12 protein-coding genes and 1 pseudogene are annotated in these 16,395 nt (G+C 57.7%); 10 read left to right on the top strand and 3 right to left on the bottom strand.

Annotated features, from left to right (window positions below; genetic code table 11):
- Positions 1-372 (top strand): MOFRL family protein (locus tag RTX98_RS07710; protein ID WP_312795738.1); only part of this gene is annotated, 372 nt, incomplete at its 5' end.
- 29 nt (positions 373-401) lie between these two features.
- Here the strand turns inward: RTX98_RS07710 and RTX98_RS07705 are convergent.
- Together RTX98_RS07705 and RTX98_RS07700 are read right to left on the bottom strand one after the other, a co-directional pair.
- Positions 402-3,134 carry a hypothetical protein gene (locus RTX98_RS07705; protein WP_312795737.1) on the bottom strand — a complete coding sequence of 911 codons (2,733 nt, stop codon included), beginning with the start codon at positions 3,132-3,134 and terminating at the stop codon, positions 402-404.
- 618 nt (positions 3,135-3,752) lie between these two features.
- Positions 3,753-4,517 (bottom strand): IclR family transcriptional regulator, encoded by a 765-nt coding sequence (locus tag RTX98_RS07700; protein ID WP_312795736.1) that lies wholly within the window; start codon positions 4,515-4,517, stop codon positions 3,753-3,755.
- 191 nt (positions 4,518-4,708) lie between these two features.
- Between RTX98_RS07700 and RTX98_RS07695 the strand changes: the two genes are divergently transcribed.
- From RTX98_RS07695 to RTX98_RS07660, 8 genes and pseudogenes are all read left to right on the top strand, one after another.
- On the top strand, positions 4,709-6,283 hold the full coding sequence (locus RTX98_RS07695) for an ABC transporter substrate-binding protein (RefSeq protein ID WP_312795735.1): 1,575 nt from the start codon (positions 4,709-4,711) through the stop codon (positions 6,281-6,283).
- 63 nt (positions 6,284-6,346) lie between these two features.
- Positions 6,347-7,201, top strand: coding sequence for an alpha/beta hydrolase (locus tag RTX98_RS07690; protein ID WP_312795734.1), 855 nt, complete (start codon positions 6,347-6,349; stop codon positions 7,199-7,201).
- Positions 7,198-8,808 (top strand): gamma-glutamyltransferase, encoded by a 1,611-nt coding sequence (ggt, locus tag RTX98_RS07685; protein WP_312795733.1) that lies wholly within the window; start codon positions 7,198-7,200, stop codon positions 8,806-8,808. The genes RTX98_RS07690 and ggt overlap by 4 nt, the downstream gene beginning before the upstream one ends.
- Positions 8,809-8,818: 10 nt before the next feature.
- Positions 8,819-9,793 carry an ABC transporter permease gene (locus RTX98_RS07680; protein ID WP_312795732.1) on the top strand — a complete coding sequence of 325 codons (975 nt, stop codon included), beginning with the start codon at positions 8,819-8,821 and terminating at the stop codon, positions 9,791-9,793.
- Positions 9,794-9,796: 3 nt separating this feature from the next.
- Positions 9,797-10,717 carry an ABC transporter permease gene (locus RTX98_RS07675; protein WP_312795731.1) on the top strand — a complete coding sequence of 307 codons (921 nt, stop codon included), beginning with the start codon at positions 9,797-9,799 and terminating at the stop codon, positions 10,715-10,717.
- On the top strand, positions 10,714-11,691 hold the full coding sequence (locus tag RTX98_RS07670; protein WP_312795730.1) for an ABC transporter ATP-binding protein: 978 nt from the start codon (positions 10,714-10,716) through the stop codon (positions 11,689-11,691). The genes RTX98_RS07675 and RTX98_RS07670 overlap by 4 nt, the downstream gene beginning before the upstream one ends.
- Positions 11,691-12,695, top strand: coding sequence for an ABC transporter ATP-binding protein (locus RTX98_RS07665; protein WP_312795778.1), 1,005 nt, complete (start codon positions 11,691-11,693; stop codon positions 12,693-12,695). Before RTX98_RS07670 ends, RTX98_RS07665 begins: the two co-directional genes overlap by 1 nt.
- A gap of 297 nt (positions 12,696-12,992) precedes the next feature.
- Positions 12,993-13,222 (top strand): annotated as a pseudogene (locus RTX98_RS07660) (isocitrate lyase/phosphoenolpyruvate mutase family protein); the annotation flags it as partial.
- A gap of 416 nt (positions 13,223-13,638) precedes the next feature.
- Here the strand turns inward: RTX98_RS07660 and RTX98_RS07655 are convergent.
- Positions 13,639-14,478, bottom strand: coding sequence for a hypothetical protein (locus RTX98_RS07655; protein WP_312795729.1), 840 nt, complete (start codon positions 14,476-14,478; stop codon positions 13,639-13,641).
- A 380-nt stretch (positions 14,479-14,858) separates the two neighbouring features.
- On the opposite strand from RTX98_RS07655, the gene xylB reads away from it, so the two are divergent.
- Positions 14,859-16,307: a xylulokinase gene (xylB, locus tag RTX98_RS07650; protein ID WP_312795728.1), complete on the top strand. Its 1,449-nt coding sequence runs from the start codon at positions 14,859-14,861 to the stop codon at positions 16,305-16,307.
- Positions 16,308-16,395 lie beyond the last annotated feature (88 nt).

Below are 16,395 nucleotides of genomic sequence, written 5' to 3'. Positions count from 1 at the left end.
AGAAGTAAGAGCCTGTCGGTATCAGCACCTGTGGTCCTGCTGTCAGGTGGAGAAACGACCGTCACGATGCGCGGCAAGGGTAGGGGTGGGCGCAACACCGAGTTCTTGCTGTCGTGGGCGATCGGTGTAGAGGGGATGCCCTCTGTGACGGCGCTTGCAGCAGACACAGACGGTCGCGACGGATCCGAGAACAATGCAGGTGCATTCGCTGATGGAACCACTGTCCAACGCTTGCGCGGCCTAGGTTTAGATGCCGAACGGTTGCTTGATCAAAACGACAGTTATTCTGCCTTCGATGCGCTAGGGGATCTCTTCGTGACCGGACCCACGGGTACGAACGTGAACGATTTTCGTGCAGTTTTTATCGAATAGATCATCAGCTGGCAGCCTCTGCAGCGAGTTTATCTTGGTTCGGCAAGCCAAAGGCTCTTGAGCTGATGGCCCGTGCGCCAGACGTCAACCGCGGTCTCGTCGCAGCCCGCCTCAACGGGATCTCGAACCACACTAAATTCCTCATCAAGAACGGCGCCGAGCAGAAAGCATTCGTCCCTGTACTCGCCACGCTCGGCACTGGCGAGCTTGACCGTCGCCCGAAGAACAATGGCTTCAAGGTTCCGGCCCTTCCAATTCACCACGCCGTAATCCTGGATTGCCACCTGGAGATCACGCGGTTCCCAGCCGCTGGACTGCAGGTCGCTCTTCCATCCTGTAAATGAAGGAAAGACCTGTTTGACGTCGATCGCCGACGGTTCGCTACGGTTTGCAGGCTCCTGAAGAACGACCTCTCGCAGGCCTCCCGTAAACCGGTTTATGGCAGCCGTAGCAGCGGCCCTGTTGGAAGACTGAAGTTCGAGCTGCCTCGTAGCACGTGTCTCCTGTTCCTCGCGGAGGCGTTGAGCTTCGATCCTTTGCTCTTCCTCAAGAGCCACCCGCCTTGCTTCAGCTGCGCGGACTGCTTCTTCACGAGCCATCTTCAAAGCGCTCTCTGCTGCTGCCAGTTCACTTTGCTCCAGCCAGACGGGTGCATAGGAGAACGTGATGCCGTCGCGCTCCAGCGCATCGACGACCATTTTCAGCGAGGCCCTGCTGCCGTAGAAAACCTCGCACTGGCCTTTGCGCAGGAATTCGTAGCCGACGTCGAGACTCTCGATCCTGACGCGATCCTCGAATGGAGGAGCGAGCCCGGCAAACTCGGCAAGCTCGCGGAGCTTGCCTTCGTGCAGTTCGCGCTCCTGTTCAATCACGGCGCAGATCGTATTAGCCCGCCCGTCCAAGAAAATGCTGCCATAGCCCTCCCGCGATCCTTGCTGCACATCGCGGGCAAGGCCTGCGACAAACGCGTCGTCACGGTCCAACCGCGCCTTTAGTTCAGCAAACTGAATGGGCTCGAACGGCTTTACGACACCACGTTCAAGAGCGTCGAGAATCCCCATGGCTAGGCTTGTCTGCGCTTCGCTGAACTTCCGCTTTTGAATAAGCAAAAGGTCAACTTCCTTGAGGGTTTCCGCGCTGCAGGCGGTACCGCTGATCGCCACCACCTTCCCACCCAGAGGCGCCACAGCGGCACGAAGCACGCGTTCAAGGGAAGCTGTACGATCCATACCCAGCAGACAGACCGCAGCTGTTCCTTTCGTAAGCGAGTAGTTTCCGGTGAGGGTCCTCAGCAGCGACGGCGCAGTCGGGCTGGCGTTGTACAGCACGGCGACATCGTCCAGGGAGCCTTCAAGGAGAACCTTGTTGGCGTTTGTGACCGTTACTGGCGCTCTTGCCGCAGGAGACTGGCCCTTGTCTTCGTTCGACGCAACTCTCAGCTCGTTCAGATCTGCCTCAAGATTGCGCGATGTAATCAACGAACGCACCCCATCGCGCGCTTCTGAAAGCGCATCCAGGTCGTTCGAGCCAAGCACGGCATCGACGGCCTTCAGCTCGCCGACGACATCCGGCAGCTTGGGCGACGTGAGATGGGTCGACGCCCAACGAGACAGGAGATCCTTGGTTGTTCTCAACTCAGCAAGGATCGACAGCACCTCTGCGTTGCGCGCTTCGGCGCGTTCGTTCTTCCGCACTTCCGAAAATGGAGGAAAGCCTGGAACATCCGAAAGCAGGCTGGCAAATCGCGCAGTCGAGGCTTCGAGCGAAGCTGCGCCACCTGACTTGATCTCTGCCGAAAGGGTAGACGCCCGATCCGCTATTTCCACGATGTTGGGTATATCGCGATTAAGTTTTAAAAAGGCCTCGGCATCGGAAAGCATGACCTCAGCAGAAGCTCGCGCAGCCTTGAGCTTGGCTGCCTCCGCCTTCGCGAAGGACGCCTTGTCAGAATAGCCTCCTTGTAGAGCTGTGCGGTACTCGCCGATCGTATCAAAACCGGATGACTGGAAGCTCTCGTACTCTGCCTTGGATCGGGCTCCAATTCTTTGTGCAGCCTTCATCTGGTAGGCGGAGACGAAGCCCCCTTGTTGAGCCTGCAGGTACTCATCGTTGTTGCTGAAGCCTCCTTGGCTCGCAGCTTCGTAGTCACGCTGAGTTGAGAAGCCGAGGGTCTTGGCCTGCCGGAAGATGACTTCGGTAGGAAAGCCGCCCTTCCGCGCTTCCGTAAAAGATTGCGCATCATCGAAGCCAGATGAATTTGCCATTCGGCGTTCTTCTTCACTTCGGAAGCCATCGCCTGCATTGCGTTCGATCTCGGCCAAGCTGACGTCTGTCAGAAGGTCGCCGGGAGGCGTTCCAAAAGCTGCCAAATAGCGACGGAATGCCGTCACCGTCGACGGGCCGATCAGTCCGTCGACGGGACCATTATAGAAAGAGAGGCGGCTCATTGAGGCCTGCAGGCGCCGCACCGACGACAGATAGGTCTGCTGGTTCATCAGGTCGAGCGACGAATTGGGTTCGTAGCTATGCCAGACAACGTTCTGGAGGCTGTCGCCCTTTGATAGAAAAGCATCATCCGGGATGAGGCGCAGACCAATGAGAGCTTCAAGATTCGCTTTGGCCTTATCTGCCTTTAAAGTCCCGGCCAAGATAGCGAACACACCGTTGCGGCTTTCCACAACCAGAAGCGGACCGAGTGTTCGACCGTAAGACATTGCCAGACCGATCGCTTCACTCGCGGTGGGACGACTGGAGATGATCAACCAGAGGGTTGAGCTTTCAGGAGGTCTAAGGGCGACCGAGTGAAGATAAGAGCGATCGATAGGCAAAGATGCCCGCGCTTGTGGTCCAACGTTTCCGCTGTAAGCATAAGAGGTACAGGTTAACGTCGCCGCCGTGACGGCGACCGTCGAAACGAGTCTTAGCCTAAGACGCACCGCACAACTCCGCACAGGACAACAGCGACTACTTCAAACATCTGACTTCTGAGATGTCTATTGTGGATCGACTTGCTTGATGCCTTTGGTCAAATACCCTGAAGATGTTGCAAACTTGCATCGAGTCAGTCAGGATTGCCTTGCGGCTAAAAATCTACCAATTTGTTGATGGATAGATGGAAGAAGGCGAACTGGCCGCTTAGGTTAACTTGGGCAGCAGCGAACATGGCGAACCCGATGTCGCCTGATAGAGAAAACGGCTCGTAAACATCTTTGTTCGTTGTAGGCTTAGTTGGTTTTATTAGTTTTGGCATACATAGGATCAGTTGGAGCCTTGCCTTCTTGGTAGCTTCACGGGTTAATCTTTAACACCGTGCCATCTTTCTCTGCCGATGCGCCGACCCTACTGCCTGTCATACTTGGCGCAGCATCCGACATTTGAGCCTACCAGCCCAGCCCGGCCGAGATCTTACGGGCGGCGTCTTTCAACAACAGGATGAAGCGGTCGACATCGCTCCTTTGTGTGCGGAAGGCTGGAGCACCTACGTTGACAGCCGCGATCACCGACCCGTCGAAAGCAAGAACCGGCACCGATACGGAAACAAGCTGTTCGCTGACTTCCCCGTAACTGACACAAAAGCCCTGATTTCGGATCTTATCCAATTCCGCGATCAGCTTAGCGCGGTCAGTGATGGTTCGCTTAGTTAACCGAGGAAGCACTTCCGGGATCATCTGCGACTGAACTTGCGGGTGTAGGAAGGCGAGCAGAACTTTGTAGGAACCTGCGCTCAAAGGCCGACGCCGTCCGATCATAGCCTGCACCCGCAAGTCCCGCATCGGTTCAAACTTCGCGATGCAGAGGGACTCACCGTTGTCGATGATACGGAGCTGCGTCGTTTCATTCGCCTTCTGACCGACCTCTTCAAGGATCGGATTTGCGATACGTACCAGATCAACCTGCGTCGATGCCGCCGTCCCAATGACGATCGCTGTCGTGCCAAGGCGATAGGTTCCAGCTTCGCTCTTCCTCACCAGCCCACGCCGTTCCATTGTGCGTAACATCCGCAAAATTCTTGGCTTGGTCTCACCCAATGAGCGGGCAATCTCTGTTAGTCGAACGTCAGGAGTTTGTGCCACGCTTAACAAGACGTCGAGACATACGTTAACTGATTGAAGAACGCCGCTTTCCGGTGCTTTCTCTAGGGGCATGATGTCTCTCTCGGTCAACTTAGATCGTGGCGAAAAAGCCATCGTAAGCCGGTTACGGTGTACGTAACACTCATGATTCTGGTTTGACAGCCTTCTTTTCCGCCGGTTACCAATCATCCCTATGAGCGGTCGGGAACCCGCTTTAGCCGATCTGCTGAGATCGGAACGAACCTAGAACTGGGATGGAACCAATGACCGCCAAAGTCTTACAGCGGGCAGCGATCGCGCTGCTCGGCACGATCGCTATTCCTGCAATGGCTTCTGCACAGGAAACGCCGCTGACGATCGGCATGTCGACGACACCGACGACGCTCGACCCGCATGAGGATAGTTCCGCGCCAAACAATGCCACGTCGCGCCACATCTGGGACAGCCTCATCAATCTCACGGGCAAATCCAGCAATGAGCCGGAACTCGCTACGGATTGGAAGGCCGTCGACGATACCCATTGGGAGTTCAAACTGCGCGAGGGCGTCAAATTCCATGATGGCAGCGACTTCAATGCCGATGATGTCGTCGCCTCTCTTCTTCGTGCCCGCGACAAGCCAAGCCAAGGTTTTGCGTCATATACCCGCAACATCACCAATGTGACGGCCAAAGATCCGCTGACGATCGTTATCGAAACCAAGGTGCCCGATCCGCTTCTGCTGAACTCCGTCAGCCGCATCCGCATCATTAGCGCAGATTGCAAGGACGCTCCGGTTCAAGACTTCGACAATGGCAAATGCGCCATCGGAACCGGCGCTTATTCTTTCGTGTCGTACCAGCCGGGCAGCAACCTGACAGTCAAGCGCAACGACAGCTACTTCGCTGGCGCATCACATTGGTCTAACGTCACCTTGCGCTTCCTGCCGGACGACGGCGCACGTTTGGCTTCACTCTTGTCCAACGAAATCGACATCATCGAGACCCTCCCGGCAGATGGCATGGAGCGTGTTGCATCGAGCGGCAATTTGCAGATCATCAATGGGCAGTCGTCCCGATTTGCGTATCTCGGCTTGGATGTCAGTCGCGACGTTGCTGCTTTCGCGACCGCAGCAGATGGCTCACCGCTCGACAAGAATCCCTTCAAGGACGAGCGGGTCCGCAAGGCCCTGCTGATGTCGATCAACCGTGATGCGATCGTTGAGCGCATCATGCAAAAGAACGGCACGGTCGCCGACCAGTTCGTTGCTGAAGGTTATGCCGGGCATTCGGACAAGGTTGAGAAGGTCGCCTACGATCCTGCTGCAGCCAAGGCGCTTCTCGCAGAGGCAGGCTATCCTGATGGGTTCAGCCTGACCTTGCATGGTCCGGCCGGGCGCTACGTCAAGGATGCCGAGATTTTGCAGGCTGTCGGCCAGATGTTCACGCGGATCGGCATCAAGTCCAAGGTCGAGGTGCTGCCGTGGGCGATGTACTCCGACAAGTACTCCAGCGGCGACTTCAGTTTCTTCTTCGGTGCCTGGGGCGTCAACACTGGCGAGACAACGAACCCGACGGTCGCCCTTGTTGCCACACGCGATGAGAAGAAGGGCACTGGTCGGTACAATGGCGGTGGCATTTCCGATCCGAAGATCGATGAAGTCCTGGCCAAGGCAAGCTCCACCCTCGACGAAGCGGAACGTAAGCCGTTGCTGGAAGAGCTGTCCACACAGACGTTCAACAACCTCTGGCTCCTTCCCATGCACTACGAGAACGTCGTTCTCGGTGCAAAGAAGAGCGTGTCCTACGCTCCGCGCGGTGACAAATACACGCTCGCCTACGAAGTGAAGCCAGAGAACTGATCTTGATCGGGGGCTGCGTTCAGGCAGCCCCCGATCATCCCAGGCTTATCCCAGGAGACATCCATGCAGGAACTCGGAACGGGCGAGGCGATTGCCCGCGCGAAGGCCGTCTATGACTATGGCCATACGGCAATCTTCGCGTCCAAGAGCGATCCGCGGCTTCACCTGGCCCTTTATATTCCGCCGACGGCCTCCGAAGGCCGCAAGCTTGATCTGCTGGTTGCGGTGCATGGAACCAGCCGGACGTCGGCCTTCGATTTCCTGAACGGCTTTGCCGAATTCGGCCTCTATAACGATTGCGCCATTCTAGCTCCCATCTTTCCAGTCGGAGTCTTCGGCGATGGCGCTCGCTCAGGCTACAAGTTCCTGGAAGAAGGGGACATCCGGTACGATCAGGCTGTGATCGCCATGGTCGAGGAGATGGCTGAGAAGTACGGGCAAGACTGGTCGACCTTCGCCATGTTCGGCTTTTCGGGCGGTGGACATTTCACGCATCGTTTCGCGATCCTGCATCCAGAAAAGCTGTGGGCTGCCTCCGTAGGCGCACCCGGTTCGGTCACGCTGCTTGATCCGACCCGCGACTGGTGGGTGGGCGTGCGCGATCTGGAAGCCCGCTTTGGAAAGCCGTTCAAGCCGGAGGAACTCGCCAAGATCCCGGTCCAGATGGTTGTAGGGGACGCCGACCTGGAAAACTGGGAAATTACCCATAAGCCAGGCGGCCGCTACTACATGGAAGGCGCCAACGATGCAGGGCAGACTCGGCCGGAACGCCTTTCGGCGCTTGCTCAGTCATTCCGTGAGGCAGGCGTTCAGGTCACCCTGGATGTCGTGAAGGGCGTGTCCCACGACCGCATCAAGGTGCTCGGTCACGTCAAAGCCTTCTTAACGAAAGTGCTGAGCGAGCGGCGCCAGAAATGAAGAACGCAACGATTGTCGCTCCCCAACCGGAGGCGGTTGAAGCCGGCGCCGAGGTTCTCGAGCGTGGAGGCAACGCCGTTGACGCAGCTCTCGCCTGCGCCTTCGTTCAAGGCGTGGTCGATCCGCAGATGGCAGGCATCGGCGGCTTTGGCTCGATGCACGTCTATATGCCCAAGAAGGGCGTACACGAGATCCTGGAGTTTTATGCCCGTGCGCCATTGAAGGCGACACCGGACATGTGGCTGGACAAGATCAAGCATCAAAGCCGAGATGGCTTTGGCTATGTTCTGGACGGCAACATTTCTGATATCGGCTACCTCGCCGTCTGCACGCCGGGATCGCTCAAGGGCTACGAGACCGCGCTGAGGGATTACGGCACGTTCGATTGGGCTGACCTGATCAACCCTGCCGTCCGGCTCGCGCGCGACGGCTTCATGATCCGCAACCACATGCATTGGTACTGGTCGAAGGACCAGTCCAACGACGGCTTTGCCAATACGCTGGACAAGCTGCGCTTTTCTGAAACGGGACGCCGCGTTTATTTCCACGAGGATGGCTCGCTTCGCAATGTCGGCGACTTGCTCGTCAACAAGGATATGGCCGACACGCTGGAGCGGATCGCCAGAAGCGGCGGATCGGACATTTTCTACCATGGCGAGCTGGCCGACCAGATCGCCGCCGACTTCAAAGCGAATGGCGGGTTGATCGGGTCGGAGGATCTGACGAAGTACGAACTGTCCCGCGTCGCGCCGATCTGGGGCGAGTATCGCGGCAACCGGATCGCCACATCGCCGCCTCCCGGATCAGGTTTCCCGATGCTGGAGTTCCTCCACATCATGGGGGAATTCGACGTCGGCTCGATGCAGCATGGCAGCGCAGAACACCTGCGCATCCTGTTTGAAGCCATGAAACGCATGACGATCGACAAGGACGCGCATATGGGCGACCCCACCTATGTCGATGTTCCCTACGAGACGCTGTTGTCGAGGGACCATGCGCAGGCGCACGCCGAAGCGATCAAGGCTGGAGACATTGCCAATGTCGACCGTCTCGACCGTTCGCAGCGCGATACCACGCACATCTCGGTCATCGACAAGGACGGCAATGCCGTTGCGATGACCCATACGCTGGGCAGCCCATCCGGAGCCATCACCAACGGTCTCGGCTTCATGTATAACGGGACGATGAGCCGCTTTAATCCGGTGCCTGGAAAGGCCGGCTCGATCGCCCCGGGCAAGCGGCGTCCAAGCTCCGCCGCGCCCACCATCGTCTTCAAGGACGACAAGCCATCCGTCGTCATCGGCGCGCCGGGAGGCAGCTATATCGCTCCGGCGGTGGCGCAATGCCTGATGAACATGATCGACTTCGACATGCCTGTCCTCGAAGCTGTATCGGCACCAAGGATCGTCGGCGTTTCGAACACGATGGATATCTGCAACCGTATCCGCCATTCCGTCGAAGCTGAACTGGTCGCACAAGGTTACAAGATCGCGCGGTCACCGCAGACCTACGCTTTTGCGGCGGTTCACGCCATCAAGATCGAAAACGGCCTGTCCACCGGCGCGGCCGATCCGCAGCGCGATGGAATGGCGATCTCCGTCGCCTGAGAGAGGTTCCATGGTCACATCCATCATCCGGCGGTTGATCCAGGCGCTGTTCGTCATTCTGGCGATGACTATTATCGTCTTTATCGGCGTCAACGTGATCGGCAATCCCGTCGACATCCTCATCAATCCAGATGCCAATCAAGCCGAGCGGGCGCGTGTTATCGCGCATTATGGCCTCGATCAGCCGATCTGGAAGCAGTACCTGATGTTCCTCCAGGGACTGTTGCATGGCGATTTTGGCGACAGCTTTGTTTATGGACGACCAGCGCTTGGGCTCATCCTTGAGCGCATGCCGGCAACCCTGGAATTGGCGATCACCGCCTTGGGCATCGCCCTTGTTGTCGGCCTGCCGCTGGGCCTCTACGCCGGGCTCTACCCTAAACGCGTTTCCTCGAAGCTGATCATGTCGGCCTCGATCCTGGGTTTCTCGCTCCCCACCTTCTGGGTGGGATTGATGCTGATCATGGTGTTTTCGGTTGAGCTGGGCTGGTTGCCGACGAACGGCCGGGGCCCGACCATGGAACTGCTGGGAACGCAGTGGTCCTTCCTGACCGGAGAAGGTTTGCGGCATCTTCTGCTGCCAGCCTTCAATCTTGCTTTGTTCAAGACCTCCCTCATTCTCAGGCTGACCCGCGCTGGCGTGCAGGAGGTTCTGCCACAGGATTACATCAAGTTCGCTCGCGCCAAGGGTGTCCGTGAAAGCCGGGTCATCGGGGTGCATGTTTTGAAGAACCTGATGATCCCCGTGGTCACCATTATCGGTCTGGAATTCGGCTCTCTGATCGCCTTCTCGGTTGTTACCGAAAGCATCTTTGCATGGCCCGGCATGGGCAAGCTGATTATCGACTCCATCAACTTGCTCGATCGCCCGGTGATCGTCGCCTACCTCATGATGATGGTCGTGCTGTTCGTCGTCCTCAACTTCATCATCGACATCTGCTACACCATCCTGGATCCGCGGGTCCGGCTGGACGCAAAGGCCTGACCCATGTCGGAATCGAACGTACAGGATCAAACCGTCCCCGCTGCGGCCCCAGAACCTGGCCGGCTAGCCAAGGGCGTCTCCGAATTCTTCAAGTCACCGGCGGCGGTAATCGGCTTCGTCACGCTGATCGTGATCTGCGGTCTGGCGGTCTTCGCGCCCTGGATCTCGCCGCAAAACCCTTACGACCTGATGCAACTCGACATCATGGATGGACGGTTGGCCCCGGGGTCGGAATCGATGACCGGAATGGTCTATTATCTGGGCACCGACAGTCAGGGCCGCGATATCCTTTCCGGCATGCTTTACGGCCTGCGGACATCGCTGATGGTTGGTGTTCTGTCGGCCTTTGCAGCCGCCATTATCGGTACGACCGCAGGTTTGTTTGCTGCCTATATGGGCCGACGTACCGAAACCGTGATCATGCGGCTCGTCGACCTGCAGTTGTCTTTCCCAACCATCCTGATGGCGCTGATGATGCTGGCCATTCTCGGCAAGGGCGTCATCAACGTCGTGATCGCGCTCATCATCGCGGAATGGGCTACCTACGCTCGTACCGTTCGAAGCACGGCGCTCGTCGAGCGTGAAAAGGAATATGTCGAAGCCGCGCGCATGCTGCGCCTTCCAGGCTGGCGCATCCTCTTCAAGCATCTTCTGCCGAACTGTCTTGCGCCGGTGATCGTCATTGCAACGATGCAGGTGGCTCGCGCGATCGGTCTGGAAGCGACACTGTCGTTCCTCGGTCTCGGCGCGTCCGTGACCGAGCCGTCGCTCGGCATGCTGATCTCTACTGGATATCAGTATCTCCTCACCGGCCTCTATTGGATCAGCTTCTTCCCAGGCATCGCACTGCTGGTCACAATTGTGTCGATCAACCTTGTCGGTGACCGTCTCCGCGATGTTCTGAACCCGAGGAACGCGTCATGAGTGCGTTGCTGCAGGTAAGCAATTTGGTCACGGAGTTCGGAGGTGGCGGTGGTCATCCTGGCCTGAAAGCCGTCAACGACGTTTCCTTCACCGTGTCACGCGGCAAGGTTCTCGGCCTGGTTGGTGAATCGGGATCCGGCAAATCCGTGACGGGCTTCTCCATTCTGCGCCTTCTCGAAAGGCCCGGCCGAATTGCAGGGGGACGCATCCTCTTCGACGGAACGGACATCGCGAGCTGTTCTGAAGAAGAGATGCGGCAGCTGCGCGGCAAGCGCATTGCGATGGTGTTTCAGGACCCGATGATGACGCTGAACCCGGTTCTCACCATCGGCACGCAGATGGTTGAAGCCGTTCAGGCGCATGACAAGGTTTCCAAGGAAGTTGCGCGTCAACGATCACGCGACGCCCTAGGGCTGGTGGGCATTCCGAGCCCGGAAGAACGGCTGTCGGCCTATCCGCACCAGTTTTCCGGTGGCATGCGGCAGCGTGTGGCAATTGCGATCGCGCTGCTGCACCAGCCAGACCTGATCATCGCGGACGAGCCGACAACAGCGCTGGACGTAACAATCCAGAGCCAGATCATCTACGAGTTTCAAAGGCTCGCGGAAGAGTCCAACACCGCGGTAGTCTGGATCACGCATGATCTGGCCATCGTGTCCCGCCTGGCCGATGACATCGCCGTCATGTATGCCGGCCGCCTCGTCGAAACCGGCCCAGTGGGCAAGGTGCTGACCGATCCTCGTCACCCCTATACGGCCGGACTGATCGCATCCGTTCCGTCGCAAAACCGGCGTGGCGAACCGCTGCATCAAATCAGGGGCATGACGCCGCCGATCAACCGTCTGCCGGAAGGCTGCAGTTTTCGGACCCGATGCGATCGGGCAACTGAAGCGTGCCGCATCATGCCGGGCCTCATTCCCGAAGAGGATCGCTCGTTCCGCTGCATCCATCCCGTTATGAAAGAGGTCGCATGATGCCGGCGACGCAGACGCCCCTGATCGAGGCGCGCAACATCTCGCAGCGCTTCGGCCCGAAGCCAGATTTGGCCGCCAAGATCGCGCTCAAGCTAAAGCTTGCGAAACCGGCGCCGGTGGTCCACGCGCTCGACGATGTCAGCTTGACCATCCGCAGCGGCGAGGTCGTGGGTCTGGTTGGCGAAAGCGGCTGCGGAAAGTCGACCTTGGGTCGCGTTATTGCGGGCATTACGTCACCTACCGAAGGCGACGTCTTGTGGAAGGGCGTTAAGCAAGACGCCATGTCGGCATCCCAACGGCGCGATTACGGGCTTGCCACTCAGATGATTTTTCAGAATCCTATGGCCGCGCTGAACCCGCGCATGACGGTCGAGGAACTCATCTGGGAAGCGCCGAAAACGCACCGGCTAGCGCGCTCGGGCGAGCGCAACACCTATGTCGACAAGTATTTGACATTGGCGGGCTTCAACCCGGAAACGAAGAAGCGATATCCGCACCAGTTTTCAGGCGGTCAGCGCCAACGCGTCAACATCGCGCGGGCCCTTGCCGTGCAGCCAAAGTTCCTTGTTTGCGACGAAAGCGTTGCCGCGCTCGACGTGTCGATCCAGGCGCAGGTCATCAACCTGTTCATGGAACTGCGTGATAAGCTCGACCTGACCTATCTCTTCGTCAGCCACGATCTAGGCGTCGTGGAACATATCTCCGACCGCGTCGCGATCATGTATCTGGGCCGTATCGTGGAAGAAGCTCCTGTTGATGAGATCTTTCGACGTCCCAACCACCCCTATACGAAGGCGCTTTTGGCTGAAATTCCGCGCATCGAGCCGGGAAAGCATCGCTTTAAGCCCGTGAAAGGCGAGCTTCCAAGCCCGCTCAATCCACCGAGCGGCTGCCACTTCCATCCCCGGTGTCCGTTTGCGATGGAGCGTTGCCGAGCGGAAGTTCCGTTGAAACAGGAAGTGGCGCCAGGGCATCTATCGGCCTGCCACCTCAACGACGTATGACGCACCTTGGCCCCAAGCCAGTGGAAGAATGCTACGTGAGTGCCTTGCAACCATGCTCGGCTGACGGTCCAGCATTATGCGATGCGGCAGTTGAGTCGTATCTGGATTTTGTCGACAGCGGACCGGTAGCTATCGAACAATCTTCAGGAAAGGGGACGTTCGGCTATCGGTTCTTCGCAAGACCATCCAAGCCTCAGTGGATCCGCTACGTCTTGGAAATAAACTTGCCAGCAGGGCGGTCAGTGTTTTCGGCCCATTTTCGTCCGCAGCGCCGATCTTCTCGGACATGAAGTTGGCATGCTTGGCGGTTCGGCCGCCGCAATGGCTCTTCTTGAGGCGCATGGCTTAGCGCTCATCACTGGACGGAACTGGCAGAACTCACAAGACGCCTCGCCAAAGCGGCTCCCGGCTTTCCCATTCTGGTGGATGCGGATCATGGATATGGCAATGCCACGAACGTTCACCGAACCATCTCCAAACTCGAATACGCCGATGCCGCGGGTGCCACGATCGAAGACACTCTGCTCTGCCCAGCACCAAGCCTGACCTAACCGCAACTAAGCTTGATTGGAGCTCGGATCATGGTTGATTCCGACCATGGCATGAGATGTGCGTGCGTCACGCGTCGTAGTGCTTTAGGTGGCAGCGCTGCTGTTACCGGTGCCACGCTCAAAAACGTAGGCTCTGCTTACGTACACTGGCAGACCGGCAAGGGTCAGTTGTTGATGGGGCGCTGGATGCGGATCAAAAGCAAACGAGACCGATGGAGACGCCAATCTACGACCTGGGCTTTCTCCGACAATTATAGAAAGCGAGGCTGTCTAAAACAGCCTCAAATTGCGTTCTTCTTCCAGTTCCATGAAGTGCTGCCTATGCCTGCGGATGTTGGTCATGTCTGGCATATCGGGCGGAGCACGAAGAAAGAGGGCTCGTTTTCCGATCTTCAAGCCGTGGGTGAGAACATCCGGAACTGCATCGCGTGCCCAGATAATTTCGAAGTCGTCGGTGAGCGTGAAAGCAAAACGGTCGTAAAGCTGATGAAGAGCAACATGCATGACGGCCGTGTTGACGACGACATCCTTGCCTCCAAGTGCAAGCGGCCAAAGGTGGACAACGTCAACCGCAATAGGCGGCCGCGGAAAGTGACATGATACTGTGAGATGATACAGCGGCGCTGGTCGATGCGGAGCGTGGCTCGACGGACCTGGTAGCTCCGAATCCGTGCAAGTCTCTCCCTATAGGAAGGGTCTTCATCAATATGCTGGTCGACATCGCTGAAATCGGAATATGATCGAGTATCATTATCCTGCGGACCTGCTGCGGCCACAGAGCCAAAACCAACCATGGTGCCAGTCTCTCCATAGTAGAGGATACGTTGGAGATGTTTCGCCTCGATCTTGCGAATCACGTGCTGCTCGCGCGAATAATCGCGTCTTCCATAAGCTTCACCAAATTCCAGCAGCACGCCAGCTAATTCACGTGGCGTCGGAAATGGAAGAGGCATCATGTTGGCAAGATGAAGGATGACGCGTTTGCCATCACAAGGATCAGCCTCGATACGGTGGATAACAGCTTTCGCTGCGAAACAGGCATTCAAGGCGGGTCTGTTTGGTACGCCACCCTTCGGTATGTAGATTATGCATGTTTGCGCTATGCCTTGCTGCAATGTCTGCAAATAGGAAGCTGAGCAGCGCATCTGATTGCTGGCCAAGAAGGCGTCGTTCTGCTCGTCCTGTCTCCATTTTAGAACGAGGTTTTGTTGATGATCCGCTTCCGCCGACATGATGCAGATCATGCCAGCTACAAAGATGCACAAGTACGAGCCTGAGGTTGTAAATGCCTGCTGTTTTGTTCAGCTGCACTTACTTGAAGTTGAATATCTAAATTAGCTTTCTCTAATTCTTTGGCGTATTTGAGACCGATGGTGCCTATACGTTCCTAGGCAGCTGCCACTCATCGGACTTGAAATCCTAGCTTCCTACTCAGGTGGGGATACCGCCGAGCCTTGGAGCTTGGACTCTCCGAAGCAGAAAACGTTCGATAGCGCAGGGTTCCTGCTTTTCGCTCTCGTGCATTTTGCTATGACAGAGCCCAACAGCCTCGCTTGAGGCATCGCTTATCGCTAACTCTCCAGCTTCATGCGGAGAGTTGCTGGAGGAATGCATGTATCTAGGTCTCGATCTCGGCACGTCGGGCGTTAAGGCGCTGCTTATCGATGATGAGCAGCGAATTGTCGGATCGGCGAATGGTTCGCTCGATGTGTCGCGGCCGCATTCAGGTTGGTCGGAGCAGGATCCGGACCATTGGATCCGAGCCACTGAAGAAGCGATCAGCACGCTTAAGGCTGCGCATCCGGCGGAGCTTTCCGCAGTAAAGGGCATAGGTCTGTCGGGTCAGATGCATGGCGCGACGTTGATCGATGCTGCCGGTGCGGTCTTGCGCCCGTGCATTCTTTGGAACGACACGCGCTCTTATCGGGAAGCTGCAGCGCTGGATGCTGATCCGCGCTTCCGCGACATCACCGGTAATATCGTCTTCCCTGGCTTTACCGCTCCGAAACTGGCTTGGGTGAAGACAAACGAGCCGGACGTTTTCGCTAAGGTCGCCAAGGTTCTCCTGCCGAAGGATTATCTGCGTCTTTGGCTCACCGGCGAAGCCATTTCGGAGATGTCGGATTCTGCGGGAACGGCATGGCTCGATGTCGCTAATCGCAAGTGGTCGTCGGATCTTCTTGCGGCGACCGATCTCGATGAAGGCCACATGCCCGCTCTCGTGGAAGGCACGGAAGTCGGCGGCACGTTGCGTCCCGAACTGGCCTCGGCGTGGGGTATCGGCGGCACCGTCGTTGTTGCGGGTGGTGCGGGCGACAACGCAGCGTCCGCCTGCGGTATGGGGACTGTGAAGCCGGGGTCGGCCTTCGTGTCGCTTGGCACCTCAGGCGTTCTGTTCGCGTCCAACGCTGCCTATCTCCCTAACGCTTCAAGCGCGGTGCACACCTTCTGCCATGCTCTTCCGGATACCTGGCACCAGATGGGCGTCATCCTGTCGGCCACCGATTCGCTGAACTGGCTGTCGCGTATCACGGGCAAGAAAGCTGCCGAGCTGACGCAGCCTCTGGGCGACACTCTGCGGGCGCCAACAGGTGTGACCTTCCTGCCTTATCTCTCGGGTGAGCGCACGCCGCATAATGATGCTTTGATCCGTGGCGTTTTCTCAGGGTTGGAGCAGGAAACAGGTGCGACCGAGATGACCCAGGCCGTGCTCGAGGGCGTGGCCTTCGCGTTCCGCGATAGTCTTGAAGCGCTGCGTGTGGCCGGTACGGAGCTTAGCCGTGTTACGGCAATTGGTGGCGGATCGCGCTCCCATTATTGGTTGAAGGTCATTGCGACAGCCTTGGGGATCCCGGTCGATATCCCTGCCGATGGCGACTTTGGTGCAGCGTTTGGCGCGGCGCGCCTTGGCTTGATTGCCGCGACCGGCGCTGATCCACTGGCTGTGTGCACGCCGCCGGCGACAGACCTCACCGTTGAGCCAGACAGCGCTTTGCGGCCGGCCTTCGAGGACGCTTACGAGCGCTATCGCAGCCTTTATCCGGCGATCAAGGCTGCTTGAGCCAAGACGCGGCACGGTTTTGGGAGGATCATCATGACGACAGGTTTTTTCGGCGACATCGCGCCGGTGCGTTTTGAAGGAACGGACA

This window comes from Tianweitania sp. (assembly GCF_032053605.1).
In the GTDB taxonomy this organism is placed as follows: Bacteria; Pseudomonadota; Alphaproteobacteria; order Rhizobiales; family Rhizobiaceae; genus Tianweitania.
Note: the sequence above shows the minus strand (reverse complement) of the source record. Positions and strands in the feature narration are given on the sequence as shown.